16 protein-coding genes are annotated in these 18,574 nt (G+C 60.1%); 13 read left to right on the top strand and 3 right to left on the bottom strand.

Translation table 11 applies throughout. The annotated features are described in order from the left end of the window. The first annotated feature begins 22 nt into the window (after nucleotides 1–22). A complete protein-coding gene (locus FMM72_RS02050) occupies nucleotides 23–973 on the top strand; it encodes an ROK family protein (RefSeq protein ID WP_162220432.1) in 951 nt (316 codons plus the stop codon). A 53-nt stretch (nucleotides 974–1,026) separates the two neighbouring features. Here the strand turns inward: FMM72_RS02050 and FMM72_RS02045 are convergent, their stop codons facing one another. Then, nucleotides 1,027–2,223 (bottom strand): ROK family transcriptional regulator, encoded by a 1,197-nt coding sequence (locus FMM72_RS02045; protein WP_162220431.1) that lies wholly within the window; start codon nucleotides 2,221–2,223, stop codon nucleotides 1,027–1,029. 114 nt (nucleotides 2,224–2,337) lie between these two features. Between FMM72_RS02045 and FMM72_RS02040 the strand changes: the two genes are divergently transcribed. From FMM72_RS02040 to FMM72_RS01990, 11 genes are all read left to right on the top strand, one after another. Further along, nucleotides 2,338–3,300: a hypothetical protein gene (locus tag FMM72_RS02040; protein ID WP_162220430.1), complete on the top strand. Its 963-nt coding sequence runs from the start codon at nucleotides 2,338–2,340 to the stop codon at nucleotides 3,298–3,300. A 12-nt stretch (nucleotides 3,301–3,312) separates the two neighbouring features. Beyond that, nucleotides 3,313–4,341 carry a bifunctional heptose 7-phosphate kinase/heptose 1-phosphate adenyltransferase gene (locus tag FMM72_RS02035; RefSeq protein WP_162220429.1) on the top strand — a complete coding sequence of 343 codons (1,029 nt, stop codon included), beginning with the start codon at nucleotides 3,313–3,315 and terminating at the stop codon, nucleotides 4,339–4,341. Continuing rightward, nucleotides 4,338–5,162 (top strand): HAD family hydrolase, encoded by an 825-nt coding sequence (locus FMM72_RS02030; RefSeq protein WP_162220428.1) that lies wholly within the window; start codon nucleotides 4,338–4,340, stop codon nucleotides 5,160–5,162. Before FMM72_RS02035 ends, FMM72_RS02030 begins: the two co-directional genes overlap by 4 nt. A gap of 19 nt (nucleotides 5,163–5,181) precedes the next feature. After that, nucleotides 5,182–6,174 carry an ROK family protein gene (locus FMM72_RS02025; protein ID WP_160209556.1) on the top strand — a complete coding sequence of 331 codons (993 nt, stop codon included), beginning with the start codon at nucleotides 5,182–5,184 and terminating at the stop codon, nucleotides 6,172–6,174. Continuing rightward, nucleotides 6,171–6,818: a D-sedoheptulose-7-phosphate isomerase gene (locus FMM72_RS02020; protein ID WP_162220427.1), complete on the top strand. Its 648-nt coding sequence runs from the start codon at nucleotides 6,171–6,173 to the stop codon at nucleotides 6,816–6,818. The genes FMM72_RS02025 and FMM72_RS02020 overlap by 4 nt, the downstream gene beginning before the upstream one ends. A gap of 25 nt (nucleotides 6,819–6,843) precedes the next feature. Continuing rightward, nucleotides 6,844–8,445, top strand: coding sequence for a response regulator (locus FMM72_RS02015; protein ID WP_160209554.1), 1,602 nt, complete (start codon nucleotides 6,844–6,846; stop codon nucleotides 8,443–8,445). A 62-nt stretch (nucleotides 8,446–8,507) separates the two neighbouring features. Further along, nucleotides 8,508–9,530 (top strand): sensor histidine kinase, encoded by a 1,023-nt coding sequence (locus FMM72_RS02010; RefSeq protein ID WP_162220426.1) that lies wholly within the window; start codon nucleotides 8,508–8,510, stop codon nucleotides 9,528–9,530. After that, a complete protein-coding gene (locus tag FMM72_RS02005; RefSeq protein WP_162220425.1) occupies nucleotides 9,527–11,002 on the top strand; it encodes a sugar ABC transporter ATP-binding protein in 1,476 nt (491 codons plus the stop codon). Before FMM72_RS02010 ends, FMM72_RS02005 begins: the two co-directional genes overlap by 4 nt. Nucleotides 11,003–11,169: 167 nt before the next feature. Continuing rightward, nucleotides 11,170–12,687 (top strand): sugar ABC transporter ATP-binding protein, encoded by a 1,518-nt coding sequence (locus FMM72_RS02000; protein ID WP_162220424.1) that lies wholly within the window; start codon nucleotides 11,170–11,172, stop codon nucleotides 12,685–12,687. A 24-nt stretch (nucleotides 12,688–12,711) separates the two neighbouring features. Then, the gene (locus FMM72_RS01995; RefSeq protein WP_369882953.1) at nucleotides 12,712–13,737 is read left to right on the top strand and encodes an ABC transporter permease; all 1,026 of its coding nucleotides are present in this window, start codon (nucleotides 12,712–12,714) and stop codon (nucleotides 13,735–13,737) included. 64 nt (nucleotides 13,738–13,801) lie between these two features. Continuing rightward, nucleotides 13,802–14,803: a substrate-binding domain-containing protein gene (locus tag FMM72_RS01990; RefSeq protein WP_162220423.1), complete on the top strand. Its 1,002-nt coding sequence runs from the start codon at nucleotides 13,802–13,804 to the stop codon at nucleotides 14,801–14,803. Nucleotides 14,804–15,153: 350 nt separating this feature from the next. Here FMM72_RS01990 and FMM72_RS01985 read toward each other — a convergent pair whose 3' ends face one another. Beyond that, on the bottom strand, nucleotides 15,154–15,909 hold the full coding sequence (locus tag FMM72_RS01985) for a creatininase (protein WP_160209549.1): 756 nt from the start codon (nucleotides 15,907–15,909) through the stop codon (nucleotides 15,154–15,156). A 202-nt stretch (nucleotides 15,910–16,111) separates the two neighbouring features. Between FMM72_RS01985 and codA the strand changes: the two genes are divergently transcribed. Next, nucleotides 16,112–17,449, top strand: coding sequence for a cytosine deaminase (codA, locus tag FMM72_RS01980; RefSeq protein WP_162220422.1), 1,338 nt, complete (start codon nucleotides 16,112–16,114; stop codon nucleotides 17,447–17,449). Here the strand turns inward: codA and FMM72_RS01975 are convergent. Further along, nucleotides 17,381–18,568 carry a PucR family transcriptional regulator gene (locus FMM72_RS01975; RefSeq protein ID WP_162220421.1) on the bottom strand — a complete coding sequence of 396 codons (1,188 nt, stop codon included), beginning with the start codon at nucleotides 18,566–18,568 and terminating at the stop codon, nucleotides 17,381–17,383. The genes codA and FMM72_RS01975 overlap by 69 nt on opposite strands. Between the last annotated feature and the right edge of the window lie 6 nt (nucleotides 18,569–18,574).

The raw sequence follows: 18,574 nt of genomic DNA, 5'->3' as shown, positions 1-18,574 counted from the left end.
AAGTTGGCACGGAGGGGACGATATGTATTATATCGGGGTTGATTTAGGCGGAACAAATATCAAGGCGGCCGTTGTGGACGGCGGCTGTGCGATTTTGGGCGAAGGCAGCCTGCCGACAGCTTTGCCGCGCAGTGCGGATGAGGTCTGCGCGGATATTGCGGCGGCTGTGCGCACCGCGCTCGATGAAGCGGGCCTGACGCTGGAGCAGATGGACGGGCTTGGCGTTGGGTGCCCTGGGACAGTCAATCCACAGACGGGCGTGGTGGAGTATTCCAACAATCTCGACTGGCGTGACTATCCGGTGCGCACACGGCTGATGGATCACCTGGGGCTGCGCGCAGCTATGGGGAACGACGCGAATGTCGCCGCGCTCGGCGAATACTGCGCGGGCAGCGCGCGGGGAACAAAGAGCGCCGTCGTTGTGACGCTCGGCACGGGCGTCGGCTCGGGCGTTGTGCTCGACGGAGAAATCTTAACCGGCTCTAACTTCGCTGCCAGTGAAGTGGGACATATGGTGATTGAACGCAACGGACGGCTGTGCACCTGCGGACGGCGCGGCTGTCTGGAGGCGTATGCCTCAGCGACGGGGCTGATCACAAGCACGCGAGAGGCTGCGCAGACCCATCCGGAAAGCCTGCTTGCAAAATTGGCGCGAGAGGGCGTTACGGGGCGCACCGCGTTCGACGCGGCCAAGGCCGGCGACGCTGCCGGACAGGCGGTTGTAGACGACTATATCGACGCGCTTGCCTGCGGTGTGGCCAATATCATCAATATCTTTCAGCCCGAGGTTGTCAGCCTTGGCGGCGGTATCGCCAAGGAGGGTGAGGGATTGTTCAGGCCGCTGCGCGCGCGCGTTTATCCACAGGTGTTCGGCGGCGAAGGCGCGCCGTCCGCCCGTATTGAGGCGTGTACGCTCGGCTATAAGGCCGGCTTGATCGGCGCCGCCATGCTGGCGGCGCAGGCGGGCAGATAAACAACGTGGCGCGCCCCGCTTTTTTGCGGGGCGCGCCACGTATTACAGGGGGCTTAGACACGCTGTGGCAGCGGGAACGTTCCGTCGAACACGTGCCGCGCGGCAAGCGCCGCCGCTCCGTAAATGGAGGCCTCGCTCCCAAATGAGCTGCGCTGTACGGTGATCCGCCGGCAGCCGGCGATTTGCAGGCGCTCATTGACACGCTGTTCGAGCAGGCGCTCCAGCAGGCCGTTTTCGTCCCCGTCATAGCCGACAAAGACGCGGTGCACATCGACGAGACATAACGCGTTGGAAAGCGCGGCGGCCACGTAGCCGCAGTATCGTTCCAACGCGGCGGCACAGGCTGCGTCGCCCGCGCCTGCGGCACGGATGGCGTCGGACCAGTTTTCGGGCGCAGCGCCGCCGGTTTGGGCGGCATATTCATGCGCGTAAGCGAGCAGCGCCCGCTCGCTGGCATAACACTCCAGGCAGCCGCGGCCGCCGCAGGCGCACTTCGGTCCCTCAAAATTGATGGAAACATGTCCAAGTTCGCCGCTCAGTCCGGCCACGCCGTCGAACAGCTCGCCGTCGAGGACCATGCCCGCACCGATGCCGTCGCGGATTTGCAGGTAAAAAAAGCTCTCAAACGCCCGCCCCGCCCCATAGAGCTGTTCCGCGAGCGCGGCGGCTGAAACGTCGTGCAGCAGCACGCAGGGCAGGCCGGACGCCTCCGAAAGGATGGCGCGCACGGGCAGATGTTCGATACCGTAGAAATTGGGCGGGCAAAGCAGCGTACCGGCGCGCGCGTTGAGCGGGCCGAGCGCTGCGGCTCCAATGCCGGTGACAGGCCGGCCGGCCCGCCCCAGCAGGCGGCTGCACAGGCGCGCGAGCAGCTCTGAAAGCCGGGGCCCGTCAAGCGCGTTGTCATAGCAGGCTGATTCCCGCGCGACGATTTGCGCGGACAGATCGGCGAGGACTGCTTCGCACCGCCGCCGGCCGATCGTGATCCCACAGACGAGCGGCGACGCGGGCGAAAGCCGTATCAGCCCGGGCCTGCGGCCCGCGCCCGCCGATTCGCCCTTCTCCTCGGCGATCAGGCCGGCTGCCTCCAGGTCGGAGATGATGTTGGTAGCTGTCATCTTTGAAAGCCCTGCCCGCCCGGCGATTTCCCCCCGCGAAAGCGGACCGCATGTACAGAGCATTTGCAGCACAAGCAGACGGTTGCGCGTTTTCATGTCCTGGGCGTTTCCGCCTTTGACGGTCTGGGGCATTTTTAATGCGCCTCCTTGACTTTTTTGGGTGGCTTTATTATAATATGAAAAAAGCAATTTGTAAAGTCGTTTTAAAAATTGGCGGGACCACAGTCCCAGGGAGGCGTTTCGCAGATGTTCCAGCCTGACAAAATTGATTTCACAAAGACAAAAACCTTTTCCGCGCACGACCGCCACAATCTGGTGCGCATCGACAACATGGCTGTGCCGGGGCAGGAGCAGGGTCCGCTGTTCACAAGCCCGGAGTTTGACGTGCTGGTCGAAAAGCTTAAAAAGGCGCGCGATGAAAAACGCACAATCACCTGCTTTATCGGCGCGCATGTGATCAAGTGCGGCCTATCGCGGTATCTGATCCGGCTGATGGAAAACGGCTATATCACCCACCTGGCCAGCAACGGCGCCGGCAGCATCCACGATTTTGAGCTGGCGTACCTGGGCGGCACGTCGGAGCATGTGCCTACTGCGATTGAGGACGGCAGCTTCGGCATGTGGGAGGAAACCGGGCGCTGGATGAACGAGGCGATTCGTGAGGGCGACGCGTGCGGCTATGGTTATGGACAGAGTTTAGCCGCTTATATCGACGGGCATCCGGAGCGTTTTCCGAATAAGCAGGACTGTGTGCTCTACCGCGCCTTTCAGATGGGCGTGCCGGTGACATATCATGTCACGATCGGCACCGACATCATCCATCAGCATCCATATGCCGATTTCGGCGCGATCGGGCGCACGAGCGGCGTCGATTTCGCGTACTTCTGCCATTCGATATCGACACTTGACGGCGGCGTGCATATGAACATCGGTTCGGCCGTCACCGGCGCGGAGGTGTTTTTGAAGGCGCTGTCCATTGCGCGCAACCAGGGTTATCCGACCTTTCAGATTACAACGGCCAATTTTGATATTCTGCCGATGGGCGATTATCGTACCGATATAGGAAAAGATAAGTACGATTATTATTACCGTCCGCGCAAGAATGTTATCAACCGTCCGACCTCCGGCGGCGGCACGGGTCTTTACATCTACGGCAACCATCTTGAGACGATCCCGTCCCTGTACCGGCGTCTGGCCCGTCTTGATTGAGGGGCGCGCGTCATGAAGCGGGTGGAGCTTGACGGGGCGCGCGTGCGCGCGCTCGCCGGGGATATACAAAACGCGCGCGTCTGTATGATCGGCGACGTCTGCCTCGACCTGTACTGGCGGGCGGATATGCGCCTGTCGCGCCTGTCGCGCGAGACGCCGCATTTCCCGCTGCCGGTCGTCGGCGAGACGGCTTCGCCGGGCGGCGGCGGCAACGTGGCCTGCAACCTGCGGGCGCTCGGCGTCGGGGAGCTGACGGTGGTTTCGGTCATCGGGGACGACTGGCGCGGTTTTCTGCTGCGCGACTGCTTTGCAAAACGGGGCGTCGACACAGGCCGTCTCATCGTCAGCCAGGGCCGCGTGACGCCATGTTACTGCAAGCCTCTGCGCGCGGGCATCTCCAAGACGGTGTATGAGGATCCGCGCATCGACTTTGAGAACTTTGAGCCGGTCTCCGCCGACGATGAGGAACGGGTGCTCGCGGCGCTCGACGAAGCGGCCGAACGCTGCGACATTATCGCGGTGTGCGACCAGTACCGCCACGGCGTGCTGACCGGACGCGTGCGCGCGCGCCTGGCCGAGATCGGAGGGCGTATGCCTGTGATCGTCGACAGCCGCGAGAACGCCGCGCTTTACACCGGCGTGATTCTCAAGCCGAACGAGGTCGAAGCGGCGCTGGCCGTTGGGCGCGCGCCGTCTGATACGCCGGCGCCGGAGGAATACGGCGAAATCGCAAAGGCGCTTTCCGAGCGCACGGGCCGTCCGGTGATCGTCACGCTCGGCGAGGTGGGCGCGCTGTGGTACAGCAGCGGCGAAGGGCTTGCCTTCGCGCCGACGCGCCCGCAGAAGCCGCCGGTCGATATCGTCGGGGCGGGGGATACGTTTTTGTCGGCGTTCTGTGCGGCGCGCGCTGTCGGAGCTGCCGGCGGGGAGGCGCTCGCGTTTGCCAATCTTGCATCCGGCGTGACGGTTAAAAAGATCGGGACGACCGGAACCGCGTCGCCTGCGGAAATTATACAGAAATTTGAGGAGAACAGCCGGTGAACAACAGCAAAAACGGACTTGAAATCCTGCATCCGGATCGTCTGCCGGGCGGCCGTATACGCGCCGCAATTTTTGATTTCGACGGGACCTTTTCCACGCTGCGCTGCGGATGGGAGGAGGTCATGCGGCCGATGATGTTGGAATACATCGGCGGCGGACAAGTTGACGACGCGCTGCGGCGCAGGGTTGACGAATATATCGACCAGTCGACCGGCATCCAGACGGTCTATCAGATGCGCTGGCTCGCCGAACAGGCCGTCGCGGCCAATGGCGGCGCGCCCGGACGCGACGAATGGTGGTATAAGGATGAATACAACCGCCGCCTGATGCAGCGCGTGGGCGAACGCATACAGCGGCTTGAGAGCGGCGAGGACCGCCCGGAGCAATATCTGATCGCGGGCGCAGTCGATTTTCTGCATACGCTGCGGGAGGCGGGCGTCGACGTTTATCTCGCCAGCGGCACCGATCATCGCGACGTGCTGCGCGAGGCGGGCATCCTCGGCGTCGCGGACTGTTTTTCCGAAATTCGCGGCGCGCCGGAGCGCGCCGCCGCCTGCTCGAAAGAGGCGGTGCTCAGGCTGCTGCTTGAGGAAAAGAAGCTGGCGGGCGACCGGCTGCTTGTGGTCGGCGACGGCAAGGTAGAAATTGCGCTCGGCGCGGCGTGCGGCGCGTATGCGCTCGGCGCGGCCACGGATGAGACGGCGCTGCGCGGGGTCAATCCCGTCAAGCGCGAGCGCCTTGTCAAAGCGGGCGCGGATGCGCTGATCGGCGATTTTACCTGTCTTGACGCGCTCAAACAGTGGCTTGGGTTACGTGTGTAGGAGTATGGGAGGGATCGTCATGTATTTGATCGGCATCGATATCGGCGGGACAAAATGCGCCGTCTCGCTTGGTGAGCGCGCGGCGGACGGTGGGGTACGGCTTTTGCACCGCTGCGAAAGCCGCCCAACGGCCGGCCGCGCGCCTTTGGAGCTGTTGGCGGAGCTTTGTGCGGACGCGCAGGAGTGCATGGTCCGCGCGCCGCAGCGGCCGTCCGCCGCGGGTATCAGCTGCGGCGGGCCGCTTGACAGCCGGCGCGGAGAGATCCTTTCCCCTCCAAACCTTGTGGGATGGGATGAAATCCCAGCGGCGGCCTATGTATCAAAGGCGCTCGGCGTCCCGGCGCGCCTTTGCAACGACGCGAACGCCTGCGCGCTGGCTGAGTGGAAGCTCGGAGCGGGACGCGGCTGCCGCAGCATGATCTTTCTGACGTTCGGCACAGGGCTTGGCGCGGGGCTGATTTTGGACGGCCGGCTTTATGAGGGCGCGAGCGACATGGCCGGCGAGGCCGGACATATCCGGCTGGCGGACTGCGGTCCGGCCGGCTATGGCAAATCCGGTTCGTTTGAGGGCTTTTGCAGCGGCGGCGGTATCGCGCAGCTTGCCGAAACCATGGCGCGCGAACGCCTCCAGCGCGGCGAAAAGCCGCCGCTGTGTCCCACGCTGTCCGAGCTTCCCACGCTGACCGCCGCGAAGGTGGGGCGCGCCGCCGAGGCGGGTGACGAGCTGGCGCTTGCGATTATGGCAGCCTGTGGGCGGCGGCTCGGGCAGGGGCTTTCAATTCTCATCGACCTGCTCAATCCGGAGCGGATTGTGATCGGCAGTATCTTTGCGCGGTCGCAAAACGAGCTGTGGCCGGCCGCGCGCGCCGTGATCGAGCGCGAAACGCTGCCCGCCGCGCGCGCGGCCTGCGAGGTTGTACCGGCCGGGCTGACCGAATCCGTGGGTGATCTGGCCGCGCTGACGGTCGCATCATACCATTTGGAGACAACCGAAGGGGGTATTATGGAATGAAGCAGCGCACACAGGAGATGTTTGACAGTTTTTTTGACCGCTGGCCCGCGCTCGCGCCGGATAGGGACACGATTTTAAAGGCGTATGAGATGATTTTAACAACCTACCGGGCGGGTGGCAAGCTGCTGCTGTGCGGCAACGGCGGAAGCTGCGCCGACTGTGATCACATCGCCGGCGAACTGATGAAGGGCTTTTTGCTCCGGCGCCCGCTGACGGACGAACAGAAAGATGCATTTGTGAAAGCAGGCGGCGAACGCGGCGCGCAGATTGCAGAGAAGCTTCAACAGGGGCTGCCGGCGATCGCACTGCTGGCGCATCCCGCGCTTGTGACGGCATTTATGAACGATGTCGACCCGGATTTGATCTACGCGCAGCAGGTGATTGGATACGGCCGGCCCGGCGATCTGCTGATCGGCATCAGCACGTCGGGCAACGCGAAGAATGTGGCGGCTGCTGTGATCGCGGCGCGCGCTGCGGGCGTGGCGGCGCTTGGGCTTTCCGGGCGTGACGGCGGCGAATTGGCGCGGCTGTGCGACGTATGCCTTGTGATGCCGGAGCACGAGACCTACCGTATCCAGGAATATCACATCGCCGTTTACCACCTGCTTTGTGCGGCGGTGGAATCGGAGCTGTTCGAGCACTGACGCGCCGCCGACGGAGGGAGCGACTATGATGAGAGTTGTCATCGCGGACGATGAGGAGAAGGTCTGCCTGCTGATTCAAAAGCTGGTGGATTGGGCCGCCATGGATATGGAGATTGTCGGTGTTGCGCACAACGGCCTGGAGGCGCTCGAGCTGATTGAAACGCGCCGTCCCGACCTGATGATCACCGACATCCGTATGCCCGGCTGCGATGGGATCGAACTGATCCGCCGCGCCCGCCAGCTCGACCCGGTGTTGGAATTTATCATCGTCAGCGGCTACCGCCACTTTGAATACGCGCAGAGCGCGCTCAAATACGGCGCGGGCGACTATCTGCTCAAGCCCATCAAAAAGGACGAACTGGTCGCCACGCTGGAAAAAATGCACGGGCGCTGGCTGCGCCGGACCGAGCAGCTTTCGCGCGAGGAGCAGATGCGCCTACGCCTGCAAAGCGATCTGGACCGGCTGCGTTCCGGCCTGTTCGGCGACCTGCTGGCTGGCGCGCGCGTGCCGGATGAGCTGGGGGCGTTTAACCGCGCGTACCGATATCATATGGAGCCGGGCAATTTTCAGATATTCGGCGTCAAGGTCGATTGTGACGAAGCGATTTTTTCCGCCGGAGGTTTTGATGTTGTGGAGGAGAAGGTGGCGCAGATTTTCCGTGCGGCGCTTGAGGGCTGCTGCACGGAGTTTGAATTGTGTTTTCAGAGCAGCCGGGCGTGGGGCGTGCTCAACTACCGTCCGGACGACGCTCCGGCTGTGCGCCGCAGCTTGCGCGCGGCTCTTGACGAGCTGCTGGTGCAGCGCAGCTTTGTAGCGGGCGAATTTACGCTTGGTATTGGCGGGGCGCAGCCGTCGCCCGCCGGATTGGCCGCGTCGCTGGATGAGGCGCGCGCGGCGCTCGACCAGCGCCTTGTGGAAGGGACGGGCCGTCTGCTTACGGCGCCTGAAAACAGCGGTTGCCCGGCCGCCGCGGCTCTGGCTGCCGAGTTTGGCCGTTCAATGCAGACGGCGCTGGAGCTGTTAAACCCCATGATGGCGCTCGAAGCGATCGAAGCGATGCGCGCTGGGCTGGAAAACGCCGGAGGCTATACGGGCGGTGAGCTTTTGCGTCTGACGGCCGAAGCGTGCGGGACCTGGTATCTGCTCGCGCGCAATTTGCAGTACGATGTACCAGGAGGCGATACGCTGCGCGAACGTTTTGCGCGCCGCGCGGACCTGTGCGCCAGCGCGGACGATGTCTGGTGCTGCCTGCGTGGGATGCTTTCAGAAGCGATGCAGGCTTTAAGCGAGCAGAAGCGCCAGGCGGATACGCGGCCAATCCGCACAGCCAAACAGTATATCCAGGAGCACTACGCCGACCCGCTTACGCTCGAATGGGTGAGCAATATCGTGGGGTTCAGCGGATCATATTTCAGCTCGCTGTTTAAAAAGGAGACGGGGCAGAACTTTTTGGAATACCTGTCGGAGGTGCGCATGAACCGCGCTAAGGATCTGCTGCGTGAAACAAACCTGTCTGTCGCGGAGGTCTGTGTGCGCGTAGGGTATTCGGATTTAAAATATTTTACAAAAAGCTTTAAGAAGGCGACGGGGCTCAAGCCCGGCGAATTCCGCAAGCTGTATTCTTGAACGGCCGCGCCTCTTTCCAGCCTGGAAAGGGGCATGGACCGTGAAACGGCGGTGCGTGCGAAATGAAAAATAAGACGCGTTTTCTGTCGCTGCGGGTCCGGTGTGCCTTTGCGGCGTTTTTTGGCGTCTGCATTCTGCTGCTCGCGGCGCTGGCAGCGGCCTGCGCCGGACGCGGCGGGCTGTGGATCGCGCTGGCGGGCGCGGGGCTGCTCGCGCTGATTGGCTATGCGCTCGACTGGCTTGTGTACCGGCCGTTTCTTGAGACAGAGCGCATGATGGAGCTGTTTGCCGACGGCTACACGCTTCAGGGCGTTTCAGAGCAGCGGTACGCGGCCAGCCCCGCGCACGCGGCGGCGTTTGCAAAGCTGCGTGAGTTTCTTGCGACGAACGATCTGATCGGAGCGACAAAGCGGCAGGCGCAGTATTTGGCGCTGCAAAATCAGATCAACCCGCACTTTCTCTATAACACGCTTGAGGGGATACGCGGCGAGGCGCTCGCGGCCGGTATGGACAATGTGGCGGAGATGACGGAGGCGCTTGCGACCTTTTTCCGGTATACAATTTCGAATGTTGAGAACCTTGTCACGCTGGAGGAGGAGCTTCAGAACATTGAAAATTACTGTATCATTCAGCGTTACCGATTCGGCGAACGGCTGAACCTGTCGATCGAGTGCGACGAGCAGGACCGCACGGCGCTTTACGCCTGTAAACTGCCGAAGCTGACGCTCCAGCCGATCGTTGAAAATTCCATCGTCCACGGCATCGAGCGCAAAGTGGGGCGGGGAAACCTGTGTATCCGAATTGAGGGGACGAAAAAACGTCTGTTGATCACCGTGTCGGATGATGGTGTCGGAATGCCTGCCGGCACGCTCGACGCGCTCAGCGGGCGCCTTTCCGCAAACGGCATCGAATATGTGCACAGCGGATCCGCGCGCGGAGGCATCGCGCTTGTCAATGTCCAAAACCGTATCCGTCTGCTGTTCGGCGAGGAATACGGCCTGTGCGTTCAGAGCACGCCGGGCGTCGGGACCGATGTGGAAATCACGCTGCCGCGCGACAGCCGGGATGCGGGGGCGCTGTCATGAGGGAAGAAGTTCTGCGCATGGACCATGTGACGCGCGTTGTTGACGGCAGCGCATGCCTGACCGATCTGAGCCTGCACCTGTTTTGTGGGGAGATTCTTGGGCTTTTGTGTATGAGCGATCACGGCGAGGACGAGCTGGTGGAGCTGGTGCAGAAGAATCTGCCGCTGCATTACGGCTCTGTTTATTTCGATGAGCAGCTTGTAAACAGCTACCGCAAAAGCCCGATGACGCGCAACCGGGTCGCGGTGATCGAGCGGCGCGGCCGGTTGGTGGGTGATCTTTCAGTGATGGAAAACCTCTTTGTGCTGCGCCGCGGCTTTAAAAAGTATCTGATCAGCCGCAGGACGCTGCGGGAGCAATATTGGCGCCATGCCAGAGAACTTGGGATCGATGTCGCGCCGGATACGCCCGCCGCAGCGCTCTCCGGCTATGAACGGTGCGCGATCGAGCTTCTGAAAGCGGTTCTTGGCGGCGCGCGGCTTGTGGTGATCCGCGATATCAGCAACATTATCAGCACGGCCGACCTGGCGCGCTTTCAGGCGCTGATGCGCCTGTGCGCTGCGCGCGGGCTGTCGTTTCTCTATCTCTGCGCGCACCACGAGGAGGCGTTTACCATCTGTGACCGTGTGGCGGGCATGGAGGATGGGCGCATTGTGTTGACGCTGCGTCATCCATATGCGAGCGACGAGGCGATCTGGAGCCGTTCACTCGATTTTTCGCGTTCTGTCGTGCAGCCGGAGCCGATCGGTCCCCGCCGGCTTCCGGCATTGGAATTTGACCGTGTCGTTACGGAAAACCTGCATGGCTTTTCCATGCGTGTCCTGCCGGGCGAATGCGTCGCCCTGCTTGACCGCAGCAACACGATTCTGGAGGACATTGTCGGGCTGATGAGCGGCGGTTTACGTCCGCGCAGCGGACGGCTCGTGATGGGCGGCCGCCCGTTTTCGGGCGGCGACGGCACACGCGCGCAGGCAGTCGGCGTCATCCAGGCTGACCCGACGCGTACAATGATCTTCGAAGGCTTGACGGCGCTCGACAATCTCTGCTTTCTGGCCGACCGAAAGGGAAAGTTTTTCTGGAGCGGCCGGGCGGCGCGCGCGAGCATTGCGCGCGAATACGCGTCCGTGTTCGGAGAGGATATTTATGAACGTGATGTGCGGCGCCTTTCGCGCCGGACGCTTTACAATCTTGTATATTACCGTATGCATCTGTACCGGCCTGCAGTCGTATTTTGTGTACAGCCATTTTTCGGCGCGGATATGTATCGGCGCCGCCACATCATCGACCTGCTGGAATTGCTGCGCGCGCGGGGAATTGCACTGGTGCTTTTGATGGTCAATATTTCCGACAGCCTGTCGGTCGCCGACCGGCTGCTTGTGGCGGAAAACGGCGCGCTGCTGCGCGAATACGATCGGGATGGCTTTTGCGCTTTGAGCAAGGAGGAAGGCTATGATCCGCATAGGACACGATGAAATTGTGCGAAATATATAAAATAATGAGTTGAAATTTTGCATATCGTAGAAAAATGACGGAAAGTTCGTAAGGATGTCCCCCTAAAACAAAAGATCGCCCCCTAGCCCGCCCGCCCTGTTCGATGCTATACTTTCAGCAGTAGCAAAGAGAAAGGCGGGTGTATTTTATGCAGGAGACAATTGTTGAGCTCGCCCACATCAGCAAGCTTTTTCCAGGCGTCAAGGCCCTGGACGACGTGTCCTTCAACCTGCGCTCCGGCGAGGTTATGGCGCTGCTCGGCGAAAACGGCGCGGGTAAATCGACACTGATGAAAATCCTCAGCGGCGTTTATACACGCGACGAGGGTACGGTCACGATCTTTGGCCAGCAGATCGGAGATCTCACGCCGAAAAAGGCGCAGGAGCTTGGCGTCGCTATCATTCACCAGGAGCTGAACATGTGCCAGCATCTGACCGTGGCGGAGAATATCTTCCTCGGGCGCGAAAAGACGCACGCAGGCGTGCTCTCCTCCAGGCAGATGAATGAGGAGGCCGCGGCTGTGCTTGGCCGTATGAACATTCAGATTGACCCGGAAACGGTCGTCGGCGACCTGGCTGTTTCCAAACAGCAGATGGTTGAGATCGCCAAGGCACTTTCGACAAATGCGCGCATCCTGATTATGGACGAGCCGACCTCGGCGCTGACATCCAAGGAGATCGACGACTTGTTCGTCATCATCCACAAGCTGCGCGACGAGGGGTGCGGAATCGTTTACATCTCCCACCGCCTGGAGGAATTGCAGCATATCGTCGACCGCGTCACCATCATGCGCGACGGCAAATTCATCACCAGCGGCAATTTTGCTGATTTTTCGATGGATGAGATCATCGCCAACATGGTCGGCCGCGAGATCAAGGAAAAATTCCCGCGTGTGCAGTGCGAGCGCGGACGCAAGATTCTGGAGGTCAAACATCTGAACGCGGGGCGCATGGTCCGCGATGTCAGCTTCGATCTCTATGAGGGCGAGATTGTCGGCATCGCCGGCCTGATGGGAGCGGGACGCACGGAGACGACACGCGCGCTGTTCGGCGTCGATCCAAAGGATTCCGGCGAGGTTGTCCTCGACGGCAGACAGGTTAAAATTCATTGCCCCATGGACGCCATCCGCGCGGGCATTGTGCTTGCGCCGGAGGATCGCAAAAAGGACGGGCTGTGCACCAAGCTTTCAATCAGCGACAATATTGCGCTGCCAAACCTGGATATCCTGTGCAATTCTCTGGGGGTTGTCAACCGCAAAAAAGAACACGAGATGGTTGAGAAAGCACGCGGCAACCTGTCCATCAAGATGGCAAGCGCCGAAACGGACGCGGGCGGCCTGTCGGGCGGCAACCAGCAGAAGGTGGTCGTAGCCAAATGGCTGGCGCGCGATTCGCGTGTCGTCATCTTCGACGAGCCGACGCGCGGCATCGACGTCGCAGCCAAGGTGGAAATTTACAACCTGATGAACGAGCTGAAAAAGCAGGGGATCGGCGTTTTGTTTGTATCCTCGGAAATGCCGGAGGTGCTGGGTATCTCCGACCGGATCATCGTCATGTGCGACGGGCGCGTCACCGGCGAGCTTGACCCGCGCGAGACGACACAGAACGAGGTGCTGGAATACGCCACCCGGTTCGAGAGCAAAATCGACGGCTCGCGGCCGGCCTGAATTTGAAGCGAAGGAGCATTGGATATGGAAAAGAGATCCCCAATACGCAGAATCATGGCCATCCGCGGCATGGGCCAGGTGGTCACGGTTACAATCGGTTTAATCATCCTGTGCCTGGTGTTTGGCGCGATGAACCCATCGTTCTTCTCCGGCAAAAACATGGGCAACCTGCTGCGGCAGATCGCTCCGACGCTGATTATCGGCATCGGTCAGTCGTACATCCTGATTACGGGCAACATCGACCTGTCAATTGGCTCCGTCGTCGGCATGAGCTGTATGATTTCCGCCACTATGATGACCAAAGGCGTCAACCCCTGGGTCGCGGCGCTGATTACATTGGCCTGCTGCCTGCTGATCGGTTTTGTCAACGGCGAGCTGGTCGCGCGCTATAAGCTGCCGCCCTTCATCGCCACGCTCGGCACCATGCAGATCGCGCGCGGCATCGCGCAGATCGCCAACAATAACTACAACACCGACTCCATTGGCGACGCTGCCGCCGGTTTCCGCGATTTCTTCTATTACGGCAAGCTGCTTGGGCTATACAATACCATCTGGATCGCCATTGTGATCTGGCTTGTGTTTAACTTCATTCTCAGCCGCACCCGCACCGGCCGCCATATCTACGCAATCGGAAGCAACGTCGAGGCGTCCAAGCTTTCCGGCGTCAATGTGATCAGCACCACAAACAAGGCGTATCTCGTCAGCGCGTTCTGCGCGTGCGTGGTCGGTCTGATTATCTGCGCCACCAGCGGTATGGGTACAATGGATGCGGGCAATACTTACGAAATGTATGCGGTTGCCGCGTCGGTTATCGGCGGCGTTTCTCCGCTTGGCGGCCAAGGCATCCTGCTGGGCACTGTTATCGGCGCCGCGATCTGGGGCGTGCTCCAGAACGGTCTTCAGTTCATCGGCGCGCCGGTGGCCATCCGCAATATCCTCATCGGCGTGATCGTCGTCCTCTCCGTTTTGCTTGATGTGTTCCTGCGCGGCGGTAAACCGCGCCGCCGCAAGGCCAAAAAGGGCGAGAACGCCGGGACGGCGGCTGGTTGATTAAAATTTGGCGTTTGAAAAGCCAAAACAGGCTTTTACAAATATCTTTAGGAGGAAAACAGAAATGAAAAGAATTTTTGCAGCATTGCTGGCATCAGCCATGTTCGCCACAGCGTTCACCGCATGTAGCGGCGGCAGCTCGCCCGCTTCGCCATCCGCTCCGGCTGAGTCGGCCCCCGCAGCCTCTGACACAGCTCCGGCCGCGTCCACTCCGGCTGCTTCCGGCGACGCCTACAAGATCTATATGATCTCCATGGACCAGATGGATCAGCACTGGGTCAACATGGACAAGGGCTGCCAGGAGGCGGTTGCCGAGCTTGGCAACGTCGACTACAAGTGGACGGCGCCGGATGTCAAAGATGACGCAAAGCAGATTGAATGCATTAACAATGCCGTTGCTGACGGCGCGCAGGCCATTCTGCTGGCTGCGAACGGTCCGGACGCGGACGTGGCTGCCCTGAAGGAGGCCGAGGCCGCCGGCGTCAAGATCGTCTATGTCGATTCGCCGGCGAATCACCCGGCTGTCAAGACCTTTGCGACTGACAACACCGCCGCGGGCAGGACCGCTGGTGAGGAGATGCTCAAGGCTCTGAATGATAAGGGCGTCACTGAAGGCAAGATTGGTATTATCAACACGAATGCGGCCACCACTTCCACAGTTGACCGTGAGAATGGTTTCCGTTCCGCATTTGAAGGCACCAACTTTGAAATTGCCGAGACGCAGTACAGCGAAGGCGACGCCGCTAAGTCGAAGGATATCGCGACCAACTATATCGCGCAGGGCTGCGTGGGTATCTTCGGAACGAATGAAGGCTGCACCGTTGGTACGGGCAACGCCATCAAAGAGGACGGCGGCGATGTGATCGGCGTTGGCTTCGATAAATCCGATATGATCCAGAGCCTCATCAAGGACGGCTCCCTGTTGTGCACGATGGCTCAGAACCCGGATGTCATGGGTTATGAGGGCATCAAAGCCGCTGTCGCGGCGCTCGACGGCACCGATGCGGGCGACGGCTCCACGGTCGATACGGGCGTTACCGTTCTGAATACGGCTGCTCTGGCGTAAAAACAGTATACAAAGATCGCAGACCACTAAAAGGCCCGCGGCGGAATGTTCCGCCGCGGGCCTCAGGCTATCAAAAAAATCCGGCAGACATAGCGATGCGCTGTCTCCATAGGAATCTATTTTTGTCCGGACATGCGCCGGACAAAAATACCTCAAAGCGCAAAACCGCTCTGTGAGCGGTTTTGTAAGAGGAAGGGTGGTACTGGCGGGAAAACGGATGCACAAGGCGAGCCGGCGAGCCGCAGTAATTTCTGGTTGCCCGCCAGCAGCGTGTCGAATTTTCGACACGCTGAGGCCCGCGGCGGAATGTTCCGCCGCGGGCCTTTTTTGTCCCTGGGCCGGCGCATACGCTATGCGAAGGCATCCCGGACAATATCACACAGGCGCGGCAGGACCGATTCGACGATCAGCCGCCCCTTTTCGGCGCTGGACGAGCGCGCCGACGCAAGAACGCCCGACGCGGGGACACAGCCGGGCTTTACAGGATAGCGATGGTAGGCGCACGGCGCGGCCGCCGCGCTGTCGTCGATACGGTCCATATGGACAAGCTCCGGCGCGAAATAAAGCATCAGGGAGGTTTCCGTAATGGCGGCGTGTTCGGCGGCCCATCCGGGAAACGGCGTCTCGTCGAACAGGCGGCCGATCAGCTCGTCGGGCATTGGGTCCCACCAGTTGGACAAAACAAGCGTGACGCGCCCCGCATATTCGGCGGCGCAGAGATCCATGGCTTCGATCAGAAACGGATCGTTTTCAAAGTGGGCGTTCATGATGAAAATTTTCGTAAATCCGTCGCGCACGAATTCACCGATTAAATCGGCCGCAAGCTGCTGGAGAGTCGCTCCGGACAAGTCGATGGTACCGGGAAAAAGTGGTCCGCCGCCGCTTTGCGGCTTCGATTTATACCCATAGGATAGTGCTGGCGCAACAATACCATTTATTTTCTGCGCGAGACAGCGGGCAAACGCGCGCGCGAGCAGCACGTCAACACATAAGGGGAGATGCGGACCATGCTGCTCGGTCGCGCCGACGGGCAGAATCAGGATAGAATCGGTTTTTTCGCGGTATTCCAGCCAGGTCATCGTTTCCATATCAACCGAAGGGTACATAAGAATCCTCCTTGTTCGAAAGATGAATTGTACTTTTATCCTACAAATAAAGGATATATTGAATGCTAAATATTCACAATGTACAAAAAGTCTGAAAGCTTGATAAATGCTTGTACGATGCGTACAATGACGGGCCTCTTTGCCTGTGCTATGCTTTTAACAGAAATGAGCGGCACGGCCGCATACAGGAGGAACCCAAGTCATGGACAGGCTTTTATTTACAAATATACGGCGCCGCACGGATATATGTCCGGTCGATCTTTTGATAGACGGCGGCGTTTTTGCAGAGATCGCGCCGTCGCTGGCGCAGGCGTATCCCCAGGTACCGCGCATCGACCTTGGCGGGCGGCTGGTGCTGCCGCCATATGTCGAGCCTCATATACACCTCGATTATGTCTATACCGCGCGCGAACCTGGCGCTCTGGGCGCGGGCGACACGCTGTTTGAAGGAATTTCCCGCTGGTCGCGGACAAAGGCTGGCATGAGCGCACAGGATATGAAGCGCCGCGCGCGCATAGCAGTCAAAAAGCAGGTTTTAAGCGGCGTGCAGCACATCCGCACGCATGTCGATGTGACAGATCCGGCGCTGACGGGCCTAAGGGCTATGCTGGAGCTGCGGGAGGAGCTGCGGGACTTCGTCTCCATTCAGATTGTTGCCTTTCCGCAGGAGGGGATGTATGCCTATCCGGGCGGAGACCGTCTTGTGGAGGAGGCGCTCGAGATGGGCGCTGACGTTGTCGGCGCGATCCCACACTATGAATTTACCCGTGACTTTGGTATCCGCTCCGTACGCCGGGCAGTTCGCCTGGCGATGAAATATGGCCGCATGGTTGATGTGCATTGCGATGAAACGGATGACGAGCAGTCGCGCTTTTTGGAGGAGCTTGCTTCACAGGCGTACCTGCATGGCATAGGGGAGCTGACGACGGCCAGCCATACATGTGCGATGGGCTCCTACAACAATGCATATACCGCGCGCCTGTTCGGCCTGCTGCAGCGCGCGGGCATACATTTCGCGGTATGCCCGACGGAGAACCTGCATTTGCAGGGCCGCGGGGACGCATATCCACGCCGTCGCGGCGTGACGCGCGTACCGGAGCTGCTGGCTGCGGGGCTCAACGTGTGCTTTGCGCAGGATTCGATCTCCGATCCATGGTATCCGCTCGGTTCAGGCAACCTCATGAATGTGCTTGATGCGGGACTGCATGTATGCCAGCTGACAGAATCCGAACAGATTGAACATGCGCTCAGCCTGATTACCGACAACGGCGCGCAGGCGCTGCGCCTGGGGGAGGGGTATGGAATCGCCCCTGGCCGGCCGGCCAGTTTTATTGCGCTCAACGCGGACAATCCATTCGACGCCGTGTGTGAGCGCGCACCAGTCGCATGTTCGGTGCGCGGCGGACGGATTTTATTTATACGAAATGAACAAATCTATACACAGGAGCTGTTTTTGACAGGCGGAGAGTTATCAATGATTCAGAAAATCGGCGGCCAGCAGACTGTTGAACAGCTCGTGGCGGACAAGTGCGTCGTCTAAATCGCGGTCGAGCAGCCCACGGATGGTATTTAACCGGTAGATCAATGTATTGCGATGGATATAAAGCGCCTGCGACGTGCGCAAAAGGTTGCAGTTGTTGTAGAGATAGGAACGCAGCGTGCCGACCAGATCAGACCCGTTTTTGCGGTCGGCTTCAATAAGGCATTCCAGATTTTCCATATAGTAACGCCGGATCTCCTCACGATCCTGTATTTCGAAAAACAATTTGTATATTCCGAGATCAGAATAATGAAGTGTATTCCCACAGAATGAGCTGCCGCTCAAGAGCGCCAAGGCCTTTCCAGCATCGGTATAGCTGACGCGGACATTGCTTTCCGGTCCGCATACACGGCCGATCCCAAGCCGAAGCCCAGCATGCGGGTATCGGGAGCAAAGCGTTTCAAACGCGTCGGCGATGCTTCTGTTCAGCAGCCCGGCGGCGCGCGCGTCGTTGGCGAGCGCAAGGCAGACGACGGTGTTGAGATGTCCCATTGTGAGCGCAGTGTATCCGTCGCCGCCAGTGGATTTAAACGTATGGGAAATATCGGATTTTATACGCTCCTGAGCTGTCGGAGATAGGGAATCCGGCGGAAAATCGACCACCGTGACAAACCGGATCGGACGGCAGGGCACCTCGTAAAAGCCAGCTAGCTCCTCGAAGCTGCGCCGGTCGTCATCAGAAAACAGAAGCTGTTCAATGAACCGCTGCCCCTTTTTGCTCTGCGCCCTGCGGTAGAGAATCGCCTCGGAGATCTCCTGCGTAATATCGACCAGTTTGATGTCCCAGGGCATATCAAACAATGGAAAGGCCGCTTCGTCGCAAAGGTGGGACAGGGCGTGTGGAACAGTGGGGATGGAATCGCCGCCTGTCAGCAGGACCATACCGGAAAGCGCCTTTTCAACCGATTCGCGCGCGAGCGCGAGCAGGTCCGCTTCATCCGTATCGGGTCCGGCGTTTGAGATAAACAGCAATTCGCCGCCATGCAGCCATTGCGAGATGGTCGGCGTTGTACAGATAAACGGCCAGGATATCTGGCGGTAAAGCCCTTTTTCCCCGGCCGCCAAACGGACCTGTTTGAAGTGCTTTAGTTTTAAAAGATCGGCGCAACAGAACGACATCGACAG

Source organism: Anaerotruncus colihominis, assembly GCF_010206195.1.
Taxonomy (GTDB): Bacteria; Bacillota; Clostridia; order Oscillospirales; family Ruminococcaceae; genus Anaerotruncus; species Anaerotruncus colihominis_A.
This window is presented reverse-complemented; position numbering and strand designations above follow the sequence as displayed.